At 37.3% G+C, this 21,894-nt stretch carries 29 protein-coding genes; 9 read left to right on the top strand and 20 right to left on the bottom strand.

The features are described from left to right. Nucleotides 1–167 precede the first annotated feature (167 nt). The 8 genes from comGC to RCG22_RS22665 all read left to right on the top strand — a co-directional run bounded on the left by comGC (nucleotide 168) and on the right by RCG22_RS22665 (nucleotide 3,545). On the top strand, nucleotides 168–488 hold the full coding sequence (gene comGC, locus RCG22_RS22700) for a competence type IV pilus major pilin ComGC (RefSeq protein WP_308104813.1): 321 nt from the start codon (nucleotides 168–170) through the stop codon (nucleotides 486–488). Next, nucleotides 488–928, top strand: a complete 441-nt coding sequence (gene comGD / locus RCG22_RS22695; protein ID WP_308104812.1) for a competence type IV pilus minor pilin ComGD — start codon at nucleotides 488–490, stop codon at nucleotides 926–928. The genes comGC and comGD overlap by 1 nt, the downstream gene beginning before the upstream one ends. Beyond that, the gene (locus tag RCG22_RS22690) at nucleotides 912–1,247 is read left to right on the top strand and encodes a hypothetical protein (protein ID WP_308104810.1); all 336 of its coding nucleotides are present in this window, start codon (nucleotides 912–914) and stop codon (nucleotides 1,245–1,247) included. Before comGD ends, RCG22_RS22690 begins: the two co-directional genes overlap by 17 nt. Then, nucleotides 1,195–1,671 carry a competence type IV pilus minor pilin ComGF gene (comGF, locus tag RCG22_RS22685; protein ID WP_308104809.1) on the top strand — a complete coding sequence of 159 codons (477 nt, stop codon included), beginning with the start codon at nucleotides 1,195–1,197 and terminating at the stop codon, nucleotides 1,669–1,671. Before RCG22_RS22690 ends, comGF begins: the two co-directional genes overlap by 53 nt. Further along, complete coding sequence (comGG, locus tag RCG22_RS22680) at nucleotides 1,668–2,054, top strand: competence type IV pilus minor pilin ComGG (protein WP_308104808.1); 387 nt, start codon at nucleotides 1,668–1,670, stop codon at nucleotides 2,052–2,054. Before comGF ends, comGG begins: the two co-directional genes overlap by 4 nt. A gap of 47 nt (nucleotides 2,055–2,101) precedes the next feature. Beyond that, a complete protein-coding gene (locus tag RCG22_RS22675; RefSeq protein ID WP_098259523.1) occupies nucleotides 2,102–2,287 on the top strand; it encodes a YqzE family protein in 186 nt (61 codons plus the stop codon). A 232-nt stretch (nucleotides 2,288–2,519) separates the two neighbouring features. Next, a complete protein-coding gene (locus RCG22_RS22670) occupies nucleotides 2,520–3,218 on the top strand; it encodes a helix-turn-helix transcriptional regulator (RefSeq protein WP_308104807.1) in 699 nt (232 codons plus the stop codon). An 84-nt stretch (nucleotides 3,219–3,302) separates the two neighbouring features. After that, the gene (locus tag RCG22_RS22665) at nucleotides 3,303–3,545 is read left to right on the top strand and encodes a DUF2626 domain-containing protein (RefSeq protein WP_066257603.1); all 243 of its coding nucleotides are present in this window, start codon (nucleotides 3,303–3,305) and stop codon (nucleotides 3,543–3,545) included. Nucleotides 3,546–3,584: 39 nt separating this feature from the next. Here RCG22_RS22665 and RCG22_RS22660 read toward each other — a convergent pair whose 3' ends face one another. Next, on the bottom strand, nucleotides 3,585–4,673 hold the full coding sequence (locus tag RCG22_RS22660; protein WP_308104806.1) for a class I SAM-dependent methyltransferase: 1,089 nt from the start codon (nucleotides 4,671–4,673) through the stop codon (nucleotides 3,585–3,587). A gap of 166 nt (nucleotides 4,674–4,839) precedes the next feature. Next, a complete protein-coding gene (locus RCG22_RS22655; RefSeq protein WP_098259526.1) occupies nucleotides 4,840–5,475 on the bottom strand; it encodes an MBL fold metallo-hydrolase in 636 nt (211 codons plus the stop codon). Nucleotides 5,476–5,689: 214 nt separating this feature from the next. Between RCG22_RS22655 and RCG22_RS22650 the strand changes: the two genes are divergently transcribed. After that, entirely contained in the window at nucleotides 5,690–5,866 is a 177-nt protein-coding gene (locus RCG22_RS22650; RefSeq protein ID WP_098259527.1) for a DUF2759 domain-containing protein, read from the top strand. 53 nt (nucleotides 5,867–5,919) lie between these two features. Here RCG22_RS22650 and RCG22_RS22645 read toward each other — a convergent pair whose 3' ends face one another. From RCG22_RS22645 to RCG22_RS22560, 18 genes are all read right to left on the bottom strand, one after another. Beyond that, nucleotides 5,920–6,237 (bottom strand): MTH1187 family thiamine-binding protein, encoded by a 318-nt coding sequence (locus tag RCG22_RS22645; protein ID WP_308104805.1) that lies wholly within the window; start codon nucleotides 6,235–6,237, stop codon nucleotides 5,920–5,922. Between the two features lie 86 nt (nucleotides 6,238–6,323). Continuing rightward, complete coding sequence (locus tag RCG22_RS22640; RefSeq protein WP_308104804.1) at nucleotides 6,324–7,478, bottom strand: YqgU-like beta propeller domain-containing protein; 1,155 nt, start codon at nucleotides 7,476–7,478, stop codon at nucleotides 6,324–6,326. Nucleotides 7,479–7,585: 107 nt separating this feature from the next. After that, nucleotides 7,586–8,557 carry an ROK family glucokinase gene (locus RCG22_RS22635; RefSeq protein WP_308104803.1) on the bottom strand — a complete coding sequence of 324 codons (972 nt, stop codon included), beginning with the start codon at nucleotides 8,555–8,557 and terminating at the stop codon, nucleotides 7,586–7,588. A 5-nt stretch (nucleotides 8,558–8,562) separates the two neighbouring features. Continuing rightward, nucleotides 8,563–8,778 carry a YqgQ family protein gene (locus tag RCG22_RS22630; protein ID WP_098259531.1) on the bottom strand — a complete coding sequence of 72 codons (216 nt, stop codon included), beginning with the start codon at nucleotides 8,776–8,778 and terminating at the stop codon, nucleotides 8,563–8,565. Nucleotides 8,779–8,855: 77 nt separating this feature from the next. Next, the gene (locus tag RCG22_RS22625; protein ID WP_308104801.1) at nucleotides 8,856–10,418 is read right to left on the bottom strand and encodes a rhomboid family intramembrane serine protease; all 1,563 of its coding nucleotides are present in this window, start codon (nucleotides 10,416–10,418) and stop codon (nucleotides 8,856–8,858) included. Between the two features lie 168 nt (nucleotides 10,419–10,586). Then, nucleotides 10,587–10,781: a hypothetical protein gene (locus RCG22_RS22620; RefSeq protein WP_098259533.1), complete on the bottom strand. Its 195-nt coding sequence runs from the start codon at nucleotides 10,779–10,781 to the stop codon at nucleotides 10,587–10,589. Between the two features lie 93 nt (nucleotides 10,782–10,874). After that, complete coding sequence (locus tag RCG22_RS22615; RefSeq protein ID WP_308104800.1) at nucleotides 10,875–11,828, bottom strand: L-lactate dehydrogenase; 954 nt, start codon at nucleotides 11,826–11,828, stop codon at nucleotides 10,875–10,877. Between the two features lie 62 nt (nucleotides 11,829–11,890). Beyond that, nucleotides 11,891–12,679 (bottom strand): DUF92 domain-containing protein, encoded by a 789-nt coding sequence (locus tag RCG22_RS22610; RefSeq protein ID WP_308104799.1) that lies wholly within the window; start codon nucleotides 12,677–12,679, stop codon nucleotides 11,891–11,893. After that, nucleotides 12,676–13,242, bottom strand: coding sequence for a 5-formyltetrahydrofolate cyclo-ligase (locus RCG22_RS22605; RefSeq protein WP_308104798.1), 567 nt, complete (start codon nucleotides 13,240–13,242; stop codon nucleotides 12,676–12,678). The genes RCG22_RS22610 and RCG22_RS22605 overlap by 4 nt, the downstream gene beginning before the upstream one ends. 57 nt (nucleotides 13,243–13,299) lie before the next feature. Further along, on the bottom strand, nucleotides 13,300–13,449 hold the full coding sequence (rpmG, locus tag RCG22_RS22600) for a 50S ribosomal protein L33 (protein ID WP_066064234.1): 150 nt from the start codon (nucleotides 13,447–13,449) through the stop codon (nucleotides 13,300–13,302). 95 nt (nucleotides 13,450–13,544) lie between these two features. Beyond that, nucleotides 13,545–14,210 (bottom strand): hypothetical protein, encoded by a 666-nt coding sequence (locus RCG22_RS22595; RefSeq protein WP_308104797.1) that lies wholly within the window; start codon nucleotides 14,208–14,210, stop codon nucleotides 13,545–13,547. Between the two features lie 218 nt (nucleotides 14,211–14,428). Continuing rightward, nucleotides 14,429–15,088 carry a phosphate signaling complex protein PhoU gene (gene phoU / locus RCG22_RS22590; RefSeq protein ID WP_098259538.1) on the bottom strand — a complete coding sequence of 220 codons (660 nt, stop codon included), beginning with the start codon at nucleotides 15,086–15,088 and terminating at the stop codon, nucleotides 14,429–14,431. A gap of 13 nt (nucleotides 15,089–15,101) precedes the next feature. Beyond that, on the bottom strand, nucleotides 15,102–15,875 hold the full coding sequence (gene pstB, locus RCG22_RS22585) for a phosphate ABC transporter ATP-binding protein PstB (protein WP_308104796.1): 774 nt from the start codon (nucleotides 15,873–15,875) through the stop codon (nucleotides 15,102–15,104). Between the two features lie 12 nt (nucleotides 15,876–15,887). Continuing rightward, a complete protein-coding gene (gene pstB, locus RCG22_RS22580) occupies nucleotides 15,888–16,709 on the bottom strand; it encodes a phosphate ABC transporter ATP-binding protein PstB (protein WP_308104795.1) in 822 nt (273 codons plus the stop codon). Nucleotides 16,710–16,724: 15 nt separating this feature from the next. After that, nucleotides 16,725–17,612, bottom strand: a complete 888-nt coding sequence (gene pstA / locus RCG22_RS22575; RefSeq protein ID WP_308104794.1) for a phosphate ABC transporter permease PstA — start codon at nucleotides 17,610–17,612, stop codon at nucleotides 16,725–16,727. After that, nucleotides 17,612–18,532, bottom strand: coding sequence for a phosphate ABC transporter permease subunit PstC (pstC, locus tag RCG22_RS22570; RefSeq protein ID WP_308104793.1), 921 nt, complete (start codon nucleotides 18,530–18,532; stop codon nucleotides 17,612–17,614). The genes pstA and pstC overlap by 1 nt, the downstream gene beginning before the upstream one ends. Nucleotides 18,533–18,611: 79 nt before the next feature. Further along, nucleotides 18,612–19,529, bottom strand: a complete 918-nt coding sequence (locus tag RCG22_RS22565) for a phosphate ABC transporter substrate-binding protein (RefSeq protein ID WP_308104792.1) — start codon at nucleotides 19,527–19,529, stop codon at nucleotides 18,612–18,614. A gap of 232 nt (nucleotides 19,530–19,761) precedes the next feature. Next, complete coding sequence (locus RCG22_RS22560; RefSeq protein WP_308104790.1) at nucleotides 19,762–21,855, bottom strand: peptidoglycan D,D-transpeptidase FtsI family protein; 2,094 nt, start codon at nucleotides 21,853–21,855, stop codon at nucleotides 19,762–19,764. Nucleotides 21,856–21,894 lie beyond the last annotated feature (39 nt).

Below are 21,894 nucleotides of genomic sequence, written 5' to 3'. Positions count from 1 at the left end.
GAGCGCTCCAACTGAGATAAAGGAAACACGGAGAGCGGAGCGATTCGATGTTGACTTATCGTAGGGCGGAGAGCGAAGTCCACTAGCCGTTGGGCGCTGGAGCTGGACAGTTATCTAAGTTCAAAAACTAATACTTTTTATCTTATAAAAAATGGAGGTTCATTAAAATGATGAACAATGAGAAAGGCTTCACTTTAATCGAAATGATGATTGTCATGCTAGTAATTTCTGTGCTGTTAATAATCACAATTCCCAACGTTGCTAAACATAATTCAAATATAAACAATAAAGGCTGCGATGCCTACGTTAAAATGGTTCAAGCTCAAGTTCAAGCTTATGAAATGGATAAGAATAAGATTCCCACAATCGCGGAACTAAAAACGGAAGGATATATAAAGACGGACGCTAAAGGCTGTCCAAACGGTAAGACGGTTGAAATAGACTCTGAAGGTACTGTTACAGCTGTTGCATTAGTAACCAACCCATAATGAATAACCATCAAAAAGGCTTCACTTTAATTGAGTCCTTGTTAGTTCTCTCCATCTTCATGATTATCTCCTCAATTACAGTTTTCTCCTTAAAGCCACAGCACACAGTATTGGAGGATGAGGCCTTTTTAACCCAATTAAAAGCAGACCTATATTATGCACAACAATATGCTATTTCCCATCAGGATGAAGTTTCAATTGTTTTTTTTCCAAGCCAGAATCGGTACACTATCTTCTTGCTGCCCGACCTGCCACCAGTCGTCCATCGCAATTACTCAAAAAATATTACACTCACCGAGGGCTCCCTTACCTTATATTTCAAATTTCTAAGTGACGGCAATGTAAACAAATTTGGCACGATCTATATCCAAACCAACAATAAAAGATATGTTTTAACCGTATTAATTGGAAAGGGGCGCTTCTATGTTAAGGAGTATTAAAGGCTTTTTCTTGCTGGAATTGCTGCTTTCTCTATCGGCCTGGTTAATGCTTAGCTTATTTTGTCTTCCTTTATTGATTGAGCTAAGGGATCAATCTCGGCAATTGGAATTGGAAAGTAAAGCAAGGCAGCTTATGTATGAGGAACTCCAGACCCAATTAATCAATAAATCATTTTCAAATTACACTTCCATTCTGAATGGAGTTGAGTACCAAATCATTTGGAAAAACAATGAAACAGTTGACCAAAAGGAGGTGTGTGTAAGAATTGAAAAAAATTCTTTCCTGCCTGAAACCGAAATATGCGGTTTACTGGAATGAAGAAGCATTTACGCTCATCGAAGCACTCATTGCTTTTTCTATCTTTACGACGATTATTTTCTTTATGACACCTATTTTTCAAATTATCCTTACGAATAAGGATATTGAGGCATCCTTACAGGCAATGGAGTGGGAAGTCTTTTCCAGCCAAATAAAAAAAGAAATAAGACTGTCTACTCGGGCAGAAGTGGTTTCCGGACGACTAATTCTAACGAAGGATATAGAAACTATTCAATATGAAAGATATGGCACTAACCTTAGGAGACGTGTGAATTCTACTGGACATGAAATCATCCTCCAAAATGTCTCACAATTTTCCTTTACTATTTTAAACAATGCAATCAAAGTCTTCGTAACGGACCTACGGGGAAGAGAATACTCAGTGACAGCTTTTCCAATCGTTAATTGGGGGCCAGTCCCATGAGAAATAATGAGAAAGGGTTCACTTACCCACTTACCTTATGTTTGGTCATCCTTTTTTTATCATTTTTCTCGTTACGTATTGAACAATTATTATCCGTAAGAAAAATGGCACATGAAACAGATATCATCCTGCAAGAGGAGTACTATTTTCTATCGTCGGCAAAAAAAGTTGAAGTGAATTTTCAAAAGAGTGGGACATTACCTTCTAAAGGGGCATTTACTTTTGTTAAAGGCACCATGAATTACCAAGCTGACCCTCCTACTGGATATATCCAAAAAGTCAATTTCACACTTCTCCTTAATGCAGGTGTTAAAGCATATATCGGTAGGGGATATTTTGATACGAGAACCAAAAAATTAACCAAATGGATTGAATTGAAGTAAACAAACTTGGACATACTTGATGATGAAAATTAAAGGCAGGTGTGTCCATGAAAACTAATGACTATGTTAAATACATGACCCAAACCATCGTAAAATATGCAGACCAACCGAAGGATGAACGAAGACGTCTTCGGACAGTACGTAAGGAAACAAAAGCATCCTTTTGGTATCGTTGGTTCGGAATACTACCCTACATTCTCTATTACGAAGTAAAAAATAGACGAAAAATGTAACTGGCAATCCTACATATACATTCTTTAATACTTTTCCAAAATAGCTATATTTTGGCCATTGACAATAAGTAGTTTATTAGATTGGGCTATTTTTTTATTATATTGTTACAATAAAAAGTCCGAAATTGTGAACATTTTCTAAACTTATAGTGTTAACGTTGTTAACCTCATTCCCATGTTCCTTTCGCTGTATTATAATGGAATAAATTATGGGGGTCCGAGGTGAACAGTGATGGAACAAACATTAAAGATAACAAACGTTTTGTCAGATCCAACACGGTACTATATTTATCAATACATTACCAAACGTCATCAAGAAGTAACAGTTCAAGAGGTGGCGGAAAATTTTAATATTCATCCGAATGTAGCAAGATTGCATTTATCAAAGCTAGAAGATGTCAATATGTTAGCATCGGAAACAAAGAAAACTGGAAAAGGCGGAAGGCCAAGTAGGTTGTATCGTTTATCTGACGATGTAATCCAGCTTCATTTCCCATTCCGTGACTATATGCTCTTATCCAAAGTCGCCATTCAAACAATGATTTCGCTTGGAGAAGTAGGAAAGCAAGCCCTTTACCTAACAGGAAAACGTTTTGGTACTGAAGTGATTGACCAAGAAAAGGCAAAAAGAGCGTTTGGCGAGGAATTAGAATTTGATCAAAAGCTAACAATATTAAAAAGTGCTGCAACACTTGCAGGTTTTTATCCGGAATTTGAAGCAAACGGTGAAAAAACAAAAATCTATTTCCAAATATTCAATTGTCCATTTAAAGAAGTGGCAGAAGAACATACGGAAACAGTTTGTAGTATGCATCATGAATTTCTAAAGGGCATGTTTGAAGCACTTTTTGAATCCGTTGAGTTGATTGAGAAGGATAATATTATTTCCGGCTGCGAAACTTGTTCTTATCAAGCACTGGTAACAAACTAATTCGAAACCATTATTTACATTATGCCTCCTTTTACTTTATAATATTGTAATGATGGTATCGTAGGGTAAAAGGAGGGGATACATATGGATCGCATGTTCAGAGTTTGTGGTTTCTGGACGGGCATTTTTACAGTAATGTTTTATCTAGGAGATTTGGATAAAACGGCAATGTTATTCTTAGCCCAAACAGGTTTTTTCGTTTTGCTTAGCTATCTTAAATTATCCGAACGCATGTATTTGTGGGTCTTCGGAGCATATTTAACAGTTTTCTTCGCTGGCTTCACTTATTGGACAACATTCATGATGGTGCCTGGTGTAGCAGAGTAAGAACAATTAGGAAAACGCCGGAAAACTCCGGCGTTTTTCTTATTCTACGAAAACGTTCCTTTTATTTAACTTTATCCCTTTTTGCTGAATGACCACATGAAAATAAGAACTCATTCCGGAGGGCATGATTAAGCTGCGAATTGCCCGATTCCGTTTACTAACCTCTGAAAATGGATTGGGGTCATAATGGTTCTCTAATTCTTTTAGAATACCGGCTTTTAATAAAAATTCATCTTGTCTTAGTTTGGAAATTAACTCTAACTCTGCTTGTTCACCCTTTTGAATGAGATAATCAAAATGGATATGCGTGGTAATATCCATTTCACCAGGATGCTGTAGGACATCATTAATCATCTGATGCTGAAAATAGCCTCTTAAACTCCCCTTCGCCCTCCCCGGGTCCATCCACTCCTCAAGTGTATAGCCATAATCCGCTGTTACAACAATTCCTTTTATTAAAGACTGAGAAATTTCCCGTAACATTTTTTCCATTGCTAACGGAACCTCAATCCGCTGGTTTTCCCTTAATTCCATCTTGCATTCCTGTAAAAAAAACAGGATGTCTGAATTTGTTAACAGCACTTTTTGCTCAAACAGTTCATTATCTTTAATCCCAATCATTACTTCAAAAAGGTTCCCATTTACCTTTTCAATCACATGAACTGGCAGCGCATCAAATAGTTCGTTGGAAAAGATCATTCCCTCAAAAGGCTCAACTTCACAAAGGCTCTCTACTTGGACAATCGGAAAATTAATCAGCAATTCCCTTTGCAATTTCCGATGATAGGGACTGCTTTCAACAATAATATATTTTAAGGGGGTTTTTATCGTCTCTTGCCATTCCTGTAAAAACGCCTCGGCAAAACGTCCATTTCCTGCTCCAATTTCACAAAATACTGGGTCTAATTGTCCATTTGTACAGATATTAGAAAACCATTTTGCCATCATTCTACCGTATAGATCAGATATATTGCTGGTTGTAATGAAATCACCTAGTCGGCCAATTTTCTGTTTATCTTTCATATAATAACCGTAATTAGGATGATATAATGCGGCCCCGATAAAATCCGCATAGGAAATCAACTCATTGGATGAATTTGTAATTAAACCCTTTAAAAATGTGTTCATATATACTCCTTTTTTAAGTAAACACTATTGACATAGTGTTTACTTTATAATATTGTAAGGATAGTAGCTTAACTTTTATCCCTCCCATATAAGAATAAAATATCCCCCAGAAAAACCCTTCTCAATTTGGAGAAGGGTTTTTCTATAGTTTATCGTCTCCCCAGTCTTAAAATCCATTTAAAAACGGATTACTGTCCATTTCTTCACCAATGGTTGTTACAGGGCCGTGTCCTGATAAGACATACGTTTCTTCAGGCAAAACAAGCAGTTTATCATGGATGCTCTTTAGCAGCTGTGTTTCATTTCCTCCTGGCAGGTCTGTTCGACCAATACTCCTTTGAAACAAGGCATCTCCAGAGAGAACAAACCCAGCCTTCTCAAAATAATAAGAAACACTTCCCGGTGAATGTCCAGGAGTATGAAAAATGGTAAACTCAAAACCACCTAAGTTCATTTCCCCTTCATTTTTAATAATATGATCAGCTGGATTTACTGAAATTGATTCTTGAATCATAAAATATTGTGATCCATTCAATGAGGCGTCACCCAACCATTTTTCCTCCTGTTTGTGAAGATAAACCGGAATTTTATAAAAGTCCCTTACTTCATCCACACCCCCAATATGATCAAAATGGGCATGGGTTAATAAAATGGCAAGTGGTTTTATTTTTCTATTGTTCAACATCTGAATGAGCTTTTTCCCTTCACTGCCTGGGTCAAAGATTAAACAGGAGCGATCAGAATTTTCTACTATGTAACAGTTCGTTTGAAGTGCCCCCAAGGGGATTTGCTGCCATTTCATTCTCATTGTACCTCCAATTAAAATTACGATATAATTATTTTACACTAAGTAGGTAGTAGAGTTAAAGCATACTTATTCAATCATGTCCTTTTTTGGACTCGACAAATGAAAGAAAAAAATATAAAATAAGTATCGAATGTATATAATATAGGTACATAATTTTTTTGAAATTTTTGTTGTATTGCCTGCATATGACGAATAAGGGGGATTTTCCATGGGTTTAGTAATTATTTTTGCTCTTGTAACCATCCTTGCTGCTTACGGCGGATTTTCAGCACTCAAGAATAAAAACTTCTTAGGCGCGTTTTGGGGTGTAGCATCATTTCTGACTTTTGGTTGGTTTACAGTAATGACCATTGTTCATTCTGGATTTCCTACAGGAACTCACTAAGAACTTAAAAAGACTGCCAGGCGGCAGTCTTTTTTATTGTAATGGGAGGAATCTTACTCCTCATTTAACAGGCTTGTTACCCGCTCTACTTTATATTCCATACTGCGCTTAACATCTCTTCGTTCATCAATTCGAATCGTTGTAGCGACCCGCTGTATCCCTTCAGAGAAGGGGACCTCATGCATTTCTTGAATTACCTCAAAAAGAATTGGTAATTCACCTTCAATGATTGTGTTCATCGGTGTTAATTGAAACCGAATCTTCCCTTCTTCTTGATATTTTCTCAAAACCTTTTGAACACTTGCCACATATTTACTAACACTTGGAGTTTCTGTACCTATAGGAATAACTGTTACATCCACGATGGCCATATAATATTACCTTCCTCTCCTCATTTTTCATCACAACGTGATTTTAACATAATCGAAGATCAAATAAAAAAATGACAACCGTATTGTCATTCTTTTATTAATTCATATATTTTCTTGCGGTCAATATCCATAATTTTTTCAAACCGATTCCCATACAAAAGGGCATTGCCTGAAGGGGATATAGCGATAGGCTCATTTTCTAGTCCTTCGTATATTAAGTTTCTGCTGCCATTCTTAGGATTGTAGGCTAGAAGTTGAAAGCCATCAATATAGGAATCTGCTTCACCACTGGTTAAAGGGCTAAAAGTAATAAATTGTCCTTTCTTTTCATTATAATCATTGTAAGGAACTAACCAATCTGAATAATTGGTTAGTTGTGGAATCGAAAACGTAAATAGCCTTTTCATTTCTTTATCAAAAAAAGAATAACTTGCCATGGATTGATCTTTTTCATTTACAGCGACTGTCATGAACAGATTACGTGTGGTAGAAAAATTGATCACAGAAGGATATAAAGTCTTTTCATTCCCATTAGCTAAATTTTTTTCGATTAGGGGTGCAGATAAGGACGGACTATTTTTATCCCAATTAATCAGGGCAACCTCACTCGCATTTATCCATTTTATAAAGGGCTGAGGCAAGTTAAGTTCAGCGATATTAGCCCTTTTCAAATCTAGTAAAAATACTTGAAAGGTCCAATCCTCATCAAATTTTGTGACTAGAATCTTTGATTCCTTGTAAGGATTCCACTCAAATGATAATTCATAGGAAGCAAATGATTTTTTCAATTGTTCCTTTCCATTTGTATCAATAATTGTTACCTCCCCTTCGTAGGATGAAGGAGAGGAATGAATCAATAACCTCTTTTTTGAAGGGCTAATTTCTACATTGACAATCGGATGTTCACTTTTATAAATAAATTCACTTTTACCTGTAAGCAGATCGTATCGAAAAACACTTGAAGTTTGTTCTAGATTGGTAATATAGAGGACCTGGGTATCAGAAAGCCAGCCGACAAGTTTGTAAAATTCACCTGCTTGGATAGAAATGGGTAACTTCCATTTGTCTCCCAGAGCAGCATGTGTTTTCAGACTTTCATTTTTAGAAGTACCTTTTTGATTTAATTGCTCTTTTTCGGCACATGCACTTAAAATGAGGACCAAAATAAATAAACGGAGGATAAGAAAAATAGGATTATTACTTTTTTGCCGGCTCAATTTATCAATATTTCCTCCTCTCATTTATCTCTCTTAAATTAGTACGCTTTTTTACTAAAAATGTTTCAGCTTTTATTATAAATAATTAAAATAGGAAAAAAGCCGCATGACTGCGGATTTTCCTAAGTTATCTATTGATTTACTTTATTCTTAATCAACCAAGCAGCACCAAGTACTCCTGCATCATTCCCTAATGTTGCTAGAGCAAGTTTCGTGGAATCCCCTACGGCTGAAAAAGCAAACTTCTCAAAATGACTTATTACAGGATCTAATAAAATATCGCCAGCTTTTGAAACACCACCGCCAAGAACAATTTTCTCAGGGTTAAGCGTATTTGCAATATTAGCTAAGACGAAACCTAAATGAAAGGAAACCTCATTCAATACAGATTGGGCCGCTTCGTCATGATTACGGGCTGCATCAAAGACATCTTTTGCAGTGATCCTGCCATTCTCAGCAAACTTTTCAGACAATTCACCTTTTCCCCCGTTAGCAGGTTCAATCCGAGCTAAACGAACAATTCCTGTTGCAGAAGCGACCGTCTCCAGACAGCCTGTCTTCCCGCAATTGCATGGTGCTCCGCCGCTTGGGATGGCTGTAATATGACCTATTTCTCCTGCTGCACCATTAATGCCTTGAACAACCTTTCCGCCAACAATTACGCCGCCGCCGACACCTGTTCCGAGTGTGACACAAACAAGGTCCTTCGCTCCATCCCCCGCTCCAATCCACATCTCACCCAATGCTGCACAGTTTGCGTCATTTTCAATTGCAGCCGGAAGTGAGGTTGCTGCTTCAAGGCGGTCCTTTAGAGGATATTGATCTGGCCAACCTAAGTTAACAACATTTAAAACAATACCCTCTTCATAGTTTACTGGCCCGGGTGCACCCATACCAATTCCTAGGATATTACTTTTTGTTTGATTATGTTCAACTAGTTTTTCATCAATTGAGTTAGCAATATTTACTGTAATCATTTGTCCTTCATTTGTGTTATCCGTCGGTATTTCCCATTTGTGGACAATCTCACCATCAGTAGTTATAAAGGCTAATTTAGTAGTTGTCCCACCAAGGTCAACGCCAATAATCCATTTTTTTGACAATCGAATCACCTATCTTTTTTTATGACTTTTTCTTTTTGAAATTGTATTTCATGTCTTAAAATTAAAAGTGCTGTTTGGAATTCCCTTGGCTCTATCAACTGTGATTGATAAAGATCCTTTAACTCCATTTCCATTAATTCAAGGTCTGCAACTCTATCACCTATATAAATAATTGTTCCAAAGCTCTTTAAAAATTGCTGAATATCATAAATGGTTTTCATCTATATCTCCTTGTATTTTAATTGAGAGAAACCTAGTAGTACAAGCTAATTTTTTATTTAGAAAATAATGCGATGTTCTACTCTCCTCCGCCGGATGGTTGGAGCTGACGATTGATTTCGCGAAGTAATTCATAATAATCCTGTTGTTTGGGTTTTAGCTTAATAGCCTTTTCTATATTTCCTTTTGCCTCTTCTAGATCGTGTTGTTCAAGATTAATAAGTGCTAAATTAAAAAACGCCTCATCAAAACTAGGATCTAGCTTAATGGCTTGTTGTAAATGTGTTTTTGCTTCTGAAAGCATACCTTTTTTAATTTCAACAAACGAGAGAAGAAAGTATGTTTTCTCTGATAGATTGACTGACTGTTCTTCGGATTCCTTTAAAACATTATAGGCTTTATCATAGTTGGTTTGTTTTATATATTCCTGAGCCATTAATAAATTGGAATTTTCATCATGAGATTTACCAAGAGAACTAAATCCATAAGTTAAAGACCCCCACAGGAGTGCTCCAGACGCGATGAAAAATAGCAGTTGCAGCCATAGTTTTTTCTTCTTTGGGAAATGGACAAGTCCAGCTGCAAGGAACCCCCCAACCAAACCACCAAGATGTCCCGCATTATCAATTCCAGTTGCTGAAAAGCCGATCATTAGATTGATTCCAAGAACGACGATTAAATTCATTCCCATGGTCCGAAAAAACAACTTTGGGAAAATAACTCCAAAATAGAGTAACGCTCCAAAGCAGCCGAAAATAGCACCACTTGCCCCCGCTGATAAGTTAGCACTAAAGATGAAACTAGCAATAAACCCCGTGACTCCAGCAAACATGTATATCCAAAGAAAACGAAGATTGCCAAAAATTCTTTCCACTTCAGTCCCGAGAAAGTATAAAGCCAGGGTGTTCATTGCTAGATGGGTAAAACCAATATGAAGAAAAACTGGTGTTATAAACCGCCACCATTCCCCTTCGACAATTAGTTGGTTAACCTTTGCCCCGTATTTTATCAAGGTGGAAGTATTGGTGCTTCCTCCATGAAGCTGAAGCCAGAGAAAAACAACAATCTGGATAGCAATGAAAACATAAGTGAAGAAGGGTTTACCATTCATCAGAACAGCTCTTTCTGTCTTTACTTTCTTCATCGCATAATCCAAAGTTGCTTTCTTAACAGCCTCAACATCCTCCTCTGAGTATTCTTCATTGATTGTAAAATGAAAATGAGTCCCGAGTCTCTCTGAAATTCGTTGAAAACCTGTTTCGAATATCCCCTGTGCAAAAAGAAAAGAACTTACCATCGTTTTATTTCCTTCTGAATAGACAAAAGGTTTCACGAGACGAAATTCATATTCATCCACTGGCGGGAATTGACTAACATAAATGTTGACAACATTTAACTGCTGTCGACCAATTTGCTTGCGAACTCTCTCTCCATTAGCAGCAGTAAACTCGATATCCCGCTGCATCGCATTGCTCCAATCCAAATTATGAAGCAAAATACGAATGATCGGTGCTTTTTTATTCTCTATTTTTTCTAGCCATAATTCCTTTTGATTCTCAAATAATTGTATAATCCGGTAACCGTGATCTGAAATAAATGAAAAAGCCAGCTTCCAAAAGATGTAACTCTCCTTACTATTCATTTCCCCCCTGCTTCCTATGTAAAATAAGCACACAATCTATCCGATGATAATTTAATCCAACATTACCTTATTACCTTTCATTATAAACGAAATCTCTAACTACAAAAATCAAACAGCTTAATTTTTGTGGAGATTGTTTTTTCAACAAAAAAAAACCATCTGTGGTTTTCACCTTTCAGATGGTCTTCCAAAAACAGATTGCATCATTTTCTGTTTTACACCAGGGAAGCTCATGACTGAGCCAACAGCCAGCCGGCGCATCCAACTAGATGCTAGTAGTACATTAATAAGACGGTATCTGTATCGGAAACCAAAATATCCAATTGACCCAATCATCAATATGGAAGTTAACATACGAGACATATCAATCCCTCCTACTACTATTTTGTATGAAGGACCATTATATTATCCATAAAAAAGGACTGAATTCTCACTTTAAGAATTCAATCCTTTATATTAATATTTCTTAAAGACCGGTTCCATTGTTTGCTTCAATACATTTACAGAATTAACAAATTTCCCTTGCTCTTCATCATCCAATTTTAATTCCACGACTTGCCTAACACCTTCTCGATTAACTACAGCAGGCACACCAATAAAAATGTTATTCTGTCCATATTCCCCATCTAAATAAGCGGAAACAGTTAAAACAGAATTTTCATTTTCAAGAATTGCTTTTGTCAATCTTACTAGCCCCATTGCAATTCCATAATATGTTGCACCTTTCCTCTCAATGATATGGTAAGCAGCATCACGAACATTTAAGAAAATTTGATCAAGGTCCGAATGTTTAAACCCTGCTTTATTTTTTGACCATTCACTAATAGAGGTACCAGCAATATCAGCATGACTCCATACAGGAAGTTCTGTATCGCCATGCTCTCCAATAATATAGGCATGGACATTCCGGGTGTCAACATCAAAATAATCGCCAAGCAAAAAGCGGAAACGAGCTGTATCCAGAATCGTACCAGAACCAATAACCCGTTCTTTTGGCAAACCTGAAAATTTCCATACGGCGTATGTTAAAATGTCGACCGGATTTGTGGCAACAAGGAAAATACCATCAAACCCACTTGCCATAATTTCTTCGACAATTCCTTTAAAAATCTTTGTATTCTTTTCGACTAAGTCAAGTCGAGTTTCCCCTGGCTTTTGATTGGCACCGGCTGTGATAACAACCAAGTCTGCTTCACGACAATCCTGATAACTTCCAAACCAGATTTTCGTCCGGGATGGAGAAAATGGAAGGCCGTGATTCAAATCCATTGCATCTCCTTCTGCCTTTTCCTTATTTAAATCAATCAAGACTAGTTCCTCGGTTATCCCTTGATTTAATAGAGCAAAAGCATAGCTTGAACCAACAAAACCTGTTCCAATGAGAGCAACTCTATTCACGCGATTTAACATAACCAATCCTCCATGTGAACGTATTTAGGCTATATCATATTATCCTAAAAGGATGGATAAAATTAATTATATAAATATAAGACTCCTATCGCTGCCATTGCAGCAAATAATCCTGAAAGGAAATTCACCATATCATTATCTACGAAAATAGACCCTTTTATTCTTGTTGCCGGACAACCACAATGCCTCTTTTTTTCAGTCTCTATCCCACATTCCTTGCAAACATAAACCTGTTGGTAAAATGCTCCAATCAACGTATCAATAACATTTCCCAAATAACCAAATATAAAAACGAGCGCTGTTAAGAAATAACCTAAATCAAAAAGCCAAAACCCAATGATGGAGACAAGGAATGAACCTGCAAGTGATGCAATGCTTCCCAATAAACTAATTGCTCCTGATGTTCCTTTGTCGACCCGTTTAAAGGTTCTTATGTATAATGGTTCTTGTTTGCTTAAGCTGCCAATTTCCGAGGCCCACGTATCAGAATTCGCACTAGCAAGGCAGACTACAAAGCTGATCAACCAAATCATATCATGGTTGAAATAATAAATAATACTGAAAAGTCCTGCTGCACCTCCATTTGCTGCTACCTGACGCCAATCTCTTGTAGCCCCTTTTGCAAGCTTCTCCTCTATTATGCACTTATCGCTGCTTTTATATTTTGACCAAAAATTTGATGAGGCAAAAAATACGCCAAGCAAGAAAAGACCATTTACACCGAAGCCAAAAAATACAGCAAGTCCAACGAAAATGGCAGCTACGGCCCCTGTGAATGTCAAGGATTTGCGGAGATAACCTGCTGTACTCGTCAGCAGAATAACTACGAAAATCAAAAATGCTTCGATCATTTTATTTTGATAATTCCGTGGTTAGTAATAATTCTTGAGACTGGGATATCGTGCTCCTCAACCTGAAAATAAGGGACTAATTGTTCGTTAAAGGCAAGTGAAATGGTTTCCCCTTGGTAATTTTGTAAATAACGATCATAGTAGCCTCCGCCAAAACCTAAACGATAGCCCTCTCTGGTATAAGCTAAACCTGGAACAATCATAAGGTCAATCTTACGTGCATCTACTTCCTTGGTTAGTTCCTCGATGGGCTCCAATAGACCATAAAATACTGATTCCAGGTGTGAAAATTCATTTATTGTACGGAAGGATAGTCTTTTAACCTGAGGTTCACATTTTGGCACAACCACTTGTTTTCCTGATTCCCAGGCTTTGCGTATAATTTGAAATGTATCAACTTCCGGCTGTTTTGAAACCGTTAAACCAATAACTTGCGCCTGTTTCCAGGCATCATCCTCAAAAAGATGACAAGCAATTTTATAAGAATAATCTTCATATTGAGGTTTTGTTAGCCTTGAAAGTGTTTCTTTCATTTGTTTACGAATAGAGTTCTTATTATTCATTTTCAGGAAACCTCCTTATTTTTAGGCATAAAAAAAACAGCAGGAAGCCCCTACTGTTTATTTTGTTTCACGATGTGCTGTTGAACGTTTTTCTCTTGGGCAATATTTCTTAAGCTCAAGACGATCTGGATTATTACGTTTATTTTTTGTTGAAATATAGTTACGATCTCCACACTCAGTGCAAGCCAATGTAATATTCACACGCATGTTATTTCCCTCCAAACAATTAAGCATTTCTTTCATACGACTTTTCAATGATATCATTTTTTAAAAGGAAATGCTAGTATGTTTTTTCTAGATAATTAACGGCTTCGTTCGATTTGCTTTAAGAGGGCTTGCTCCATCGAAAGTATATCGGTTTTGTTGGAACCAATAATCGTCCAAGTATTCATTTTTCCAATTTCATGAGAACCTAATGTCATGTTTATAGTAAAAATACTTGCTGCAGGGCTTTTAACCATAGGATAATAATTTAAATTCCCCTTTTGAACTGAACTCCATATTCGGTCTGTAAAAGCATTCCATTGCGGCATAGCTGTATATTCCTTCATTCCTACTCCATTGTAGTCTCCATTCACCATGTAAATATTATTATTGGCGAGGTGAAAGATTCTATTATCCGTCGGTGATACAAAAGCAATATTGTCTTGAATAACATTGGGATAGTAATGCATGGCCAGCATTTTAAGCTGTTTCACTTCCTTGCTGTGATTACTGATATAAATGCTTGAAAAACGAATTTTAGAGTGCGGCTGCTCCTGTTTCACTCTGATAATTATTTCTTCCTGATTAAAAACCTTTTCTGTACAATCATGGAGCCAAAGGTATTTTCCGTTTATCCATAAACCTGGAATGAATAGCAGTGTATCCAGTGGCTGTTGTTCGATAGGAGTCTGTTTATATTTTTGTTTTTCAGTTAAGGTTATGGTTCTTCCATCTCCTTCTAATTTAAAAACCTCATTACTCATTTCTTCCTCCATTTCTGCAAACAATTATTATATGCGCAAAATTGCGAATTATTCTCATTAATTGATAATTTAATGGTACCACCAGATTCAACCGCACACAATAAACGCAAATTGTCGTTTCTTGGAAGGAATTAGGATTAAATCACCAAGACACATCACTGTATACAAAAAAAAGATAAGGAAAAAAACTCCTCATCTTGAATAAACTCTATTTTTCATTATGCATTCAAATTAACACGGTCACCTGTCACAAGATAGATCACATTCTCGGCAATATTCGTTGAATGATCAGCGATTCTTTCAATATATCTACATACAAATGATAATTGAATAATTTGGTTGGTTGCATTTGGATTTTGTGGAATATAGCTCAACAGCTCTTGTATCAAGCTGCCAAACATTTTGTCAACTTCATCATCTTTCTCAGCACTCTTTTTTGCCAATTCAATGTCCTCAGAATAATAGGCTTGTATTGAGTCTGAAACCATTTCTAAGGCCATCCCCATCATTCTCGGTATATCAATTATTTCTTTAAAATGCTTTTGATTACCGATATGAAGTGCCGATTTGGCTATATTTACTGCAATATCCGCAAATCTTTCCACTTCTGATGAAACCTTTAAGGCCACACTTATTTTCCTAAGATCCGTGGCTACAGGTGATTGTCTTGCAATTAATAATAATGCTTTATCATTAATTTCATATTCGAGATCATCGATTTCATTATCCCCATCAATGACTTGCTTTGCTTTTTCCATGTCCTGATTAATAAGAGCAATCATTGCCTCTTTGATTGCATACTCGGATTTTTCTGCCATTTTTAATAGCAAATCTTTTAACTCAGTTAGATTATTATCAAAATTTGTTCTTGTACTCATATACGTCACCTCATCATCCGAATCTTCCAGTAATATATCCTTCCGTACGTGAATCTTTTGGATTAGAAAAAATTGTTGAAGTTGAATCAAGTTCGATTAATTCACCCATTAAAAAGAATGCAGTCTTATCTGAAACCCTTGATGCCTGCTGCATGTTATGGGTAACAATAACAATTGTATATTTTTCTTTTAATTCTAAGATCATTTCTTCTATTTTTAAGGTAGAAATTGGGTCTAAAGCTGATGTAGGTTCATCCATTAGCAACACTTCAGGTTTGGTTGCAAGTGCTCTTGCAATACATAACCTTTGCTGTTGACCACCAGATAGTCCTAAGGCAGGAGCATTTAACCGATCCTTTACTTCTTCCCAGAGCGCCACATCCATTAGTGATTTAATAACAATTTCATCAAGATGCTTCTTTTTTGTGATCCCATGGACTCTTGGACCGTAGGCAACATTATCAAAGATAGATTGTGGAAACGGATTGCCCTTCTGAAAAACCATTCCCACTTGCTTACGCAGGTCGACGAGATCCACTCTCTTATCTAATATATTTTGCCCATTCATATTAATTTCACCTGTCATTTTTACATTTGGTACCATATTGATCATTAAGTTAAGTGTTTTAATAAATGTAGATTTACCACAGCCAGAGGGACCAATGATAGCGGTAACCTCTTTTTTATTAATCGGAAAGTTGATGTTCTTTAATGCATGGTGATCACCGTACCATAAATTTAGGTCATTAATATCAAATACTTGTCTGGTTAATGTTGGTATTGCCACTACTTTTCCCCCTTATCCAAACCTTCCTGAGATATATTCCTCTGTCTTTTTAACAGCTGGGTTGGTAAAGATTTTTTCCGTATTATCATATTCAATAATATCTCCGCTTAAAAAGAAGGCTGTTTTATCAGAAATACGGGATGCCTGCTGCATATTATGGGTGACAATGATTATTGAATATTCCTGTTTTAAATCAACGATTAGATCTTCCACTTTAGCATTGGATATCGGGTCCAGTGCCGAAGAAGGTTCATCAAGAAGCATGACAGTAGGTTTCATCGCAATTGTCCTTGCTATGCAAAGACGCTGCTTCTGACCGCCTGAGAGGGATAAGGCAGATTTATGAAGCCTGTCCTTTACTTCTTCCCATAATGCTGCTTTTTTCAGACTCTCTTCCACAATTTCATCTAATGTACTTTTCTTTTTGATTCCAGCAAATTTAAGTGCGTGTGTAATATTTTCATAAATGGATTTTGGAAATGGGTTGGGTTTTTGAAAAACCATGCCGATTTCTTTACGTAGAGCAACAACATTGATTTGCTCAGACAAGATATTGAGATCTTCGTAAATGATTTCCCCTTCTGCCCTTGCTCCTGGAATGAGATCATTCATTCGATTAATACTTCTTAGAAAAGTTGACTTACCACAGCCTGAAGGGCCAATAAGTGCTGTTATGGATTTCTTTTCAATATCCATTGAGATCCCATTTACTGCTCGTTTTTCTCCATAGAAAATCTCTAAATTATTTATCCTTAAAATAGGCTCTTTATGCAATTGGCTGTTTGATTGAACAGCTTGGTTTTCAGTCGTTTTTTCAATAAATGCTGTAACCATCCTATCTCCCCGCCTTTATTTTGATGCTGTTACCTTCTTGTGAATCATACTTCCAATCCACCTAGCTAATAAGTTAAATACTAAAACCGATAATACTAAAACAGCAGCTGATCCATTGGATACCTCTTCAACATCTGGAATTAACCCTTGTGTATTTACAGACCATATGTGAACGGCAAGCGTTTCGGCTGGTCGAAATATATTTAACGGTGATTGCATGGAAAATGGATTCCAGTTTGCGTAATCGAGTCTTGGTGTTGAAAGACCTGCAGTAAATAATAGTGCGGCAGCTTCACCAAATACACGACCTGCAGCGAGAATTGCACCTGTTAAAATCGTCGGAAATGCACTTGGCAATAAAACCGTTTTTATCGTATGCCATTTGGTAATCCCTAAGGCAAGACTAGCCTCCTTCAAATCACTTGGGACCGCACGGATAGCATCCTCACTAACACGCACAATTACAGGCAAATTAAAAACAGTCAATGCTAAAGCTCCTCCTAAAATGGTATAGCCCCAGCCTGTCAAATTAACGAACATTAATAAACCAAACATCCCAATAACTATCGAGGGCAGTGATGCCAGAACTTCAATACAAGAACGAACAATGTCTGTGATTTTCCCTGGTTTTGCATACTCTGCCATGTATATTCCACCGCCAATACCTAATGGAAGGGCAATTAGCATCGTAATAAATAATATATAAAACGAGTTGAATAATTGGTCACGAATTCCTCCGCCCGCACGTACATTGCTCGACGGTGTGGTTAAAAAGTCGAGAGAAATATGTTTAAGTCCATTAACCAAAATATATGAAAATAAACCAACTAATATAGAAATAATAATAATTGCAATTGCGATAAATCCTCCTGTGGCAATACGATCTGCAGTTTTACTGTTCATCACATTTTCCTCCTTGACGAAAGGTAGCGAATGAGGAGAATAAACGCAAACGACATGATTAATAAAATTAAGCCCATTGACCAAAGAGTATTATTTTCTACACTACCGTAAGTGGTATGGCCCATGTTTAGCGTAATAATTGTCGTTAATGTTGCTGAAGCGTCTAATAAGCTTGTTGGTAAATCTCTTACGTTACCGATGACCATTTGAACCGCAAGAGCTTCTCCAAATGCTCTTGCCATCCCAAGAACGATAGCAGTCAACAACGTAGGTAATGCAGCAGGTATTAAAACTTTTCTAATCGTTTGCCAGCGAGTAGCACCTAAAGCGTACGAACCTTCGCGAAGGTTTTTAGGCAGTGAACTCATAGCATCGGTTGCAATAGTCGTTACTGTCGGCAAAATCATAATGGATAATACAATTGTACCTGAGAGCAGGCTAAAGCCAAGTCCGCCCACCTTTTCCCTGATAAATGGTACTAACACTGTAAGCCCGATGAAGCCATAAACTACAGATGGAATTCCGACCAACAGCTCGATGACAGGCTGTAATATCTTTCTTCCCCATGAGGGTGCAATTTCAGTCATAAAAATCGCTCCGCCAATCCCAAGTGGTGCTGCCACTATTGCTGCAAGAAAGGTTACTGCAAAGGAACCAAAAATAAATGGTAAAGCTCCGTATTCAGGCTTCGCTTGATTTGTAGGATTCCAGTGGGTACTGGTTATGAACTCAATAAGACTTACACCATTTTTTATAAAGGATTGTAAACCCTTTGTACCCAGGAAAATGGTTATCGAGATTGTTGCTGATATCATAATTACAGCACAAAAGATAACGAGAATTTTCCCGCGCAATTCACCATCCAGCCAATTTTTCTTAGACTTTAACAATCTGTCTTTTGCAGGAACTAACTTTTCCATAATGCACCAAACACCCCTAAAATACGTCATAATAGGGTAAATGCATATATACATTTACCCTTTCATTATTCAACCTTTTTTATAGATCTTTTTGATTCCCTTTTGCATCACGTTCTACTTTCATTTTTGTTACAGGAAGATATCCTTGTTCTTTTAATAAAGTGTTTTGAATATCGTCAGACATTAAGTAGTCAAGGAACGCTTTAGCAAGATCGGTTGCCTCACCCTTTGTATAAGAGTGCTGATAAGCCCAAACAGGGAATTCACCAGATTGTACATTTACATCCGTTGGTTCAACTCCATCGATTGATAGCGGTGTAACAGATTCGTCTGTGAAGTATGAGAATGCAAGGTAACCAACTGCACCTTCAGTTTCGTTAATTATCTTTTTAACAGTGTTTGATGAATCTTCTGTAATTCCTTCAGCTGGAGTTGCCCCATCAAGTGCGAATTTGTTGAAGACCGCACGAGTTCCTGATGAGTCCGGACGGTTAACAAGGACGATCTTTTGATCTGCGCCGCCAAGTTCTTTCCAGTTGGTAATTTTACCAGTAAATACTTTAATTAAATCTGCTTTTTTAATATCTTTAATACCCACTTTAGGGTTAACAGCTGCAGTCATACCAACAACAGCTACTTTATGGTCAATGAGTTGATCAGCCGGGATGCCTTCTTTTTCTTCAGCGAATACATCGGAGTTACCAATCTGTACAGATCCTTCAGCCACTTGTGATAAGCCTGTACCAGATCCACCAGCATTTACTTGAACGTCGACATTTGGATTTTCCGCCATAAACTCTTCAGCCGCCGCGGCCACCAATGGTTGCATTGCAGATGAACCAGAAACGCTTAATGAGCCAGAAAGTTCTGCTGTTTTATTATCTTTATTTGAAGTTCTTTCTTTTTTATCAGTAGATGTTCCTCCACCACAAGCAGCAACAAATACCATTAAGGCTGCTAGAATAAGGGCTAGACTAATTTTCTTGAAACTTTTCATTGGTTTAATTCCCCCTGTAAACTTTGGTTTGTTAGTTATTTGTTCTGCCTTACATGATTAAGAATAAACCTCGACTGTTAACTGAGTTTTAATTAAATGTAAAGGTTTTGTAAAGATATGTTGAGGTTTTGTAAATAGACAAGCGTATATTCACCTTAGAATAAAAGAACTTTGCAGACGAGACTTTTACTAAAAAAACACCTGCCACATTGTGACAAGTGTTTTCTACCTATTATTGTTCCGTTGTATTCTTTTCTTTCGCTTGACGTTCTTTCTTTAAGTCAAAGTAAGCATCCAAAACTCGTTTGCCGATTAAATTATTAAGACTTGGACCACTATTCCCTTGATATGCCCACGGGACCACAACCGCCATGGCCACCTCTGGATTATCAGCGGGTGCAAAACTTACCAAACTTAGGTTCATGACTGGTGTACCATATTTTGATTTGTCGGAACCGTAATAGAATGCTTGGGCGGTTCCCGTTTTCCCAGCAGGATTATACGGTTTGTTCTTAAAGTGACTCACAGCTGTACCGTCACCAACCTGCATAACCATTCGAAAACCTTCTTGAACCCGTTTAATCCAAGATTCCTTCATATCTAAACGATTTAAGACCTTCGGCTGAATTTCCTCGACAATCGGACCCAATTCATTATTTTCCATTTCCGGTTCGCGAATTTCCTTAACCATATGCGGCTGGATACGATTCCCACCATTTGCTATTGTGGAAACGTACTGTGCGAGTTGAATTGGCGTATACGTGTCATACTGACCAATCGCCAAGAAAAGAAGTAAACCAGGAGTCCGCTCAGGACCTGGAAAACCACTCATTTCATTAGGCAGGTCAATCCCTGTACGCGTACCTAAACCAAATTGACTGAATGACTGCCGCAAAGTATCAAACGCTGAATAATCAAGCGGTAATGGTTGACCTGCTCTATACTGACCGCCGGCCATTGCGATTACCGTTTTCCACATATATACGTTGGAAGAAACCTGTAGTGCCCTTAGATCATTGATCCGGCCAAAGGTTCTCCATGAAGACATTACTGGTGAGCTAGCAATTCGGAGCGGCTCGTCTAGTTGTGTGGAACCTGGTTGTATGGCCCCGGTTTTATAGCCAGTTAAAATCGTTGCCCCTTTTACTGCTGACCCAACATTATAAGAAGTCGTAATATTTCCGCCGGCAAAATCATTCATGACTGTGTGCCCTTTTTTATCTTTACCAATCTGTTTTCCAGCCAGTGATAAGACCTCACCGGTATGGGGGTCCATTAGAACGACGAAGGCTCGATCTAGAAGGGAAGTATTGGGTTTTTGTTTGGCACTCCACATTTCTTCCTCGATGATATCTTCAACCTTCTTCTGAAGATCCATATCGACGGTCAAAACAAGATCTTTCCCCCTTTTTCCTTCCGAAACTACTTCTGTCGAAAGGATATGACCCGTCTTATCGGTTACATTTTTCACTTTTGCCTTTTGACCATGGAGTACATCCTCATACTTTAATTCAAGATAACTTTTGCCAACACGGTCATTACGGCTGTAATCACGGGCCATATAATTTTGTAATTGCTCTTTTGGGATTCCTGATTCAGATGTAGTGACATCTCCTAAAATTGATTTTAAAGTATCACCAAAAACGTAGCTCCGTTCCCAATCGGTTGTTGTGTCTACACCAGGTAGGTTTTCTAAGTTTTCACTAACAATAGCGTACTCTTTGTCCGTTACATTAACATTTTTAACAATTTGTGGGGTTAAAGCATATCCACTATTAAATTGCCTATAAATAGCAAGAGTTTCTAGTTTTTCACCTGAAATACTTTTTAGATCATCTTCAGTGATTCGATCCAATTGAAGTTGATAAATTTGCTTATCGGTCAATTTTTTTTGTTTATAAGATGCCCATTCTTTTTCGGTTATTTTCGCTTTGGCTGGTTTTGGATTTGTTAATATCCAAAAATCCTTTTTGTCACGAATAGGAACTTTTTTTCCTGTCATATCAATTATTTTTGCCAGACGTCCCGCTGTTTCCAACATTTCCTTTTGAGTGGTTTGTTGATATTTTGTATAAGTAATTGCGTTCAATGGCTTATTATCAACAATAATCTTCCCATTTCGATCGAACATTTTCCCCCTTGGTACAGGGTTATTAACAGTAATATCTTCAGTCCGCTCGATTTCGCGTTTAAAATCATCACCAAACACGATTTGTAATTCACCAAGTCTAAGAATAAGGACCGAAAATAGCAAAAACACGACAAAAAACAATATATTTAATCGAAATGGCACATGTTCCTTCTTTTTTTTCTTTTTATTATTCAAGGGATAAAAACACTTCCTTTTTTTCACGGCTTAAGCTAA

This window comes from Neobacillus nitrireducens (assembly GCF_030915405.1).
Taxonomy (GTDB): domain Bacteria; phylum Bacillota; class Bacilli; order Bacillales; family Cytobacillaceae; genus Neobacillus.
Note: the sequence above shows the minus strand (reverse complement) of the source record. Positions and strands in the feature narration are given on the sequence as shown.

Excerpts from the sequence above, each read along its gene's own strand:
- pstB (WP_308104795.1), bottom strand. The coding sequence starts at position 16,709 with ATGGTTACAGCATTTATTGAAAAAACGACTGAAAACCAAGCTGTTCAA.
- RCG22_RS22620 (WP_098259533.1), bottom strand. The coding sequence starts at position 10,781 with ATGTCTCGTATGTTAACTTCCATATTGATGATTGGGTCAATTGGATAT.
- comGD (WP_308104812.1), top strand. The coding sequence starts at position 488 with ATGAATAACCATCAAAAAGGCTTCACTTTAATTGAGTCCTTGTTAGTT.
- RCG22_RS22690 (WP_308104810.1), top strand. The coding sequence starts at position 912 with ATGTTAAGGAGTATTAAAGGCTTTTTCTTGCTGGAATTGCTGCTTTCT.
- RCG22_RS22665 (WP_066257603.1), top strand. The coding sequence starts at position 3,303 with ATGGATCGCATGTTCAGAGTTTGTGGTTTCTGGACGGGCATTTTTACA.
- rpmG (WP_066064234.1), bottom strand. The coding sequence starts at position 13,449 with ATGCGTGTGAATATTACATTGGCTTGCACTGAGTGTGGAGATCGTAAC.
- RCG22_RS22655 (WP_098259526.1), bottom strand. The coding sequence starts at position 5,475 with ATGAAATGGCAGCAAATCCCCTTGGGGGCACTTCAAACGAACTGTTAC.
- comGC (WP_308104813.1), top strand. The coding sequence starts at position 168 with ATGATGAACAATGAGAAAGGCTTCACTTTAATCGAAATGATGATTGTC.
- RCG22_RS22650 (WP_098259527.1), top strand. The coding sequence starts at position 5,690 with ATGGGTTTAGTAATTATTTTTGCTCTTGTAACCATCCTTGCTGCTTAC.
- RCG22_RS22565 (WP_308104792.1), bottom strand. The coding sequence starts at position 19,529 with ATGAAAAGTTTCAAGAAAATTAGTCTAGCCCTTATTCTAGCAGCCTTA.
- RCG22_RS22640 (WP_308104804.1), bottom strand. The coding sequence starts at position 7,478 with ATGAGAGGAGGAAATATTGATAAATTGAGCCGGCAAAAAAGTAATAAT.
- phoU (WP_098259538.1), bottom strand. The coding sequence starts at position 15,088 with ATGAGTACAAGAACAAATTTTGATAATAATCTAACTGAGTTAAAAGAT.
- RCG22_RS22630 (WP_098259531.1), bottom strand. The coding sequence starts at position 8,778 with ATGAAAACCATTTATGATATTCAGCAATTTTTAAAGAGCTTTGGAACA.
- pstA (WP_308104794.1), bottom strand. The coding sequence starts at position 17,612 with ATGAACAGTAAAACTGCAGATCGTATTGCCACAGGAGGATTTATCGCA.
- pstC (WP_308104793.1), bottom strand. The coding sequence starts at position 18,532 with ATGGAAAAGTTAGTTCCTGCAAAAGACAGATTGTTAAAGTCTAAGAAA.
- RCG22_RS22615 (WP_308104800.1), bottom strand. The coding sequence starts at position 11,828 with ATGTTAAATCGCGTGAATAGAGTTGCTCTCATTGGAACAGGTTTTGTT.
- RCG22_RS22605 (WP_308104798.1), bottom strand. The coding sequence starts at position 13,242 with ATGAATAATAAGAACTCTATTCGTAAACAAATGAAAGAAACACTTTCA.
- RCG22_RS22675 (WP_098259523.1), top strand. The coding sequence starts at position 2,102 with ATGAAAACTAATGACTATGTTAAATACATGACCCAAACCATCGTAAAA.
- comGG (WP_308104808.1), top strand. The coding sequence starts at position 1,668 with ATGAGAAATAATGAGAAAGGGTTCACTTACCCACTTACCTTATGTTTG.
- RCG22_RS22625 (WP_308104801.1), bottom strand. The coding sequence starts at position 10,418 with ATGAATAGTAAGGAGAGTTACATCTTTTGGAAGCTGGCTTTTTCATTT.
- RCG22_RS22610 (WP_308104799.1), bottom strand. The coding sequence starts at position 12,679 with ATGATCGAAGCATTTTTGATTTTCGTAGTTATTCTGCTGACGAGTACA.
- RCG22_RS22660 (WP_308104806.1), bottom strand. The coding sequence starts at position 4,673 with ATGAACACATTTTTAAAGGGTTTAATTACAAATTCATCCAATGAGTTG.
- RCG22_RS22670 (WP_308104807.1), top strand. The coding sequence starts at position 2,520 with ATGGAACAAACATTAAAGATAACAAACGTTTTGTCAGATCCAACACGG.
- RCG22_RS22645 (WP_308104805.1), bottom strand. The coding sequence starts at position 6,237 with ATGGCCATCGTGGATGTAACAGTTATTCCTATAGGTACAGAAACTCCA.
- RCG22_RS22595 (WP_308104797.1), bottom strand. The coding sequence starts at position 14,210 with ATGAGTAATGAGGTTTTTAAATTAGAAGGAGATGGAAGAACCATAACC.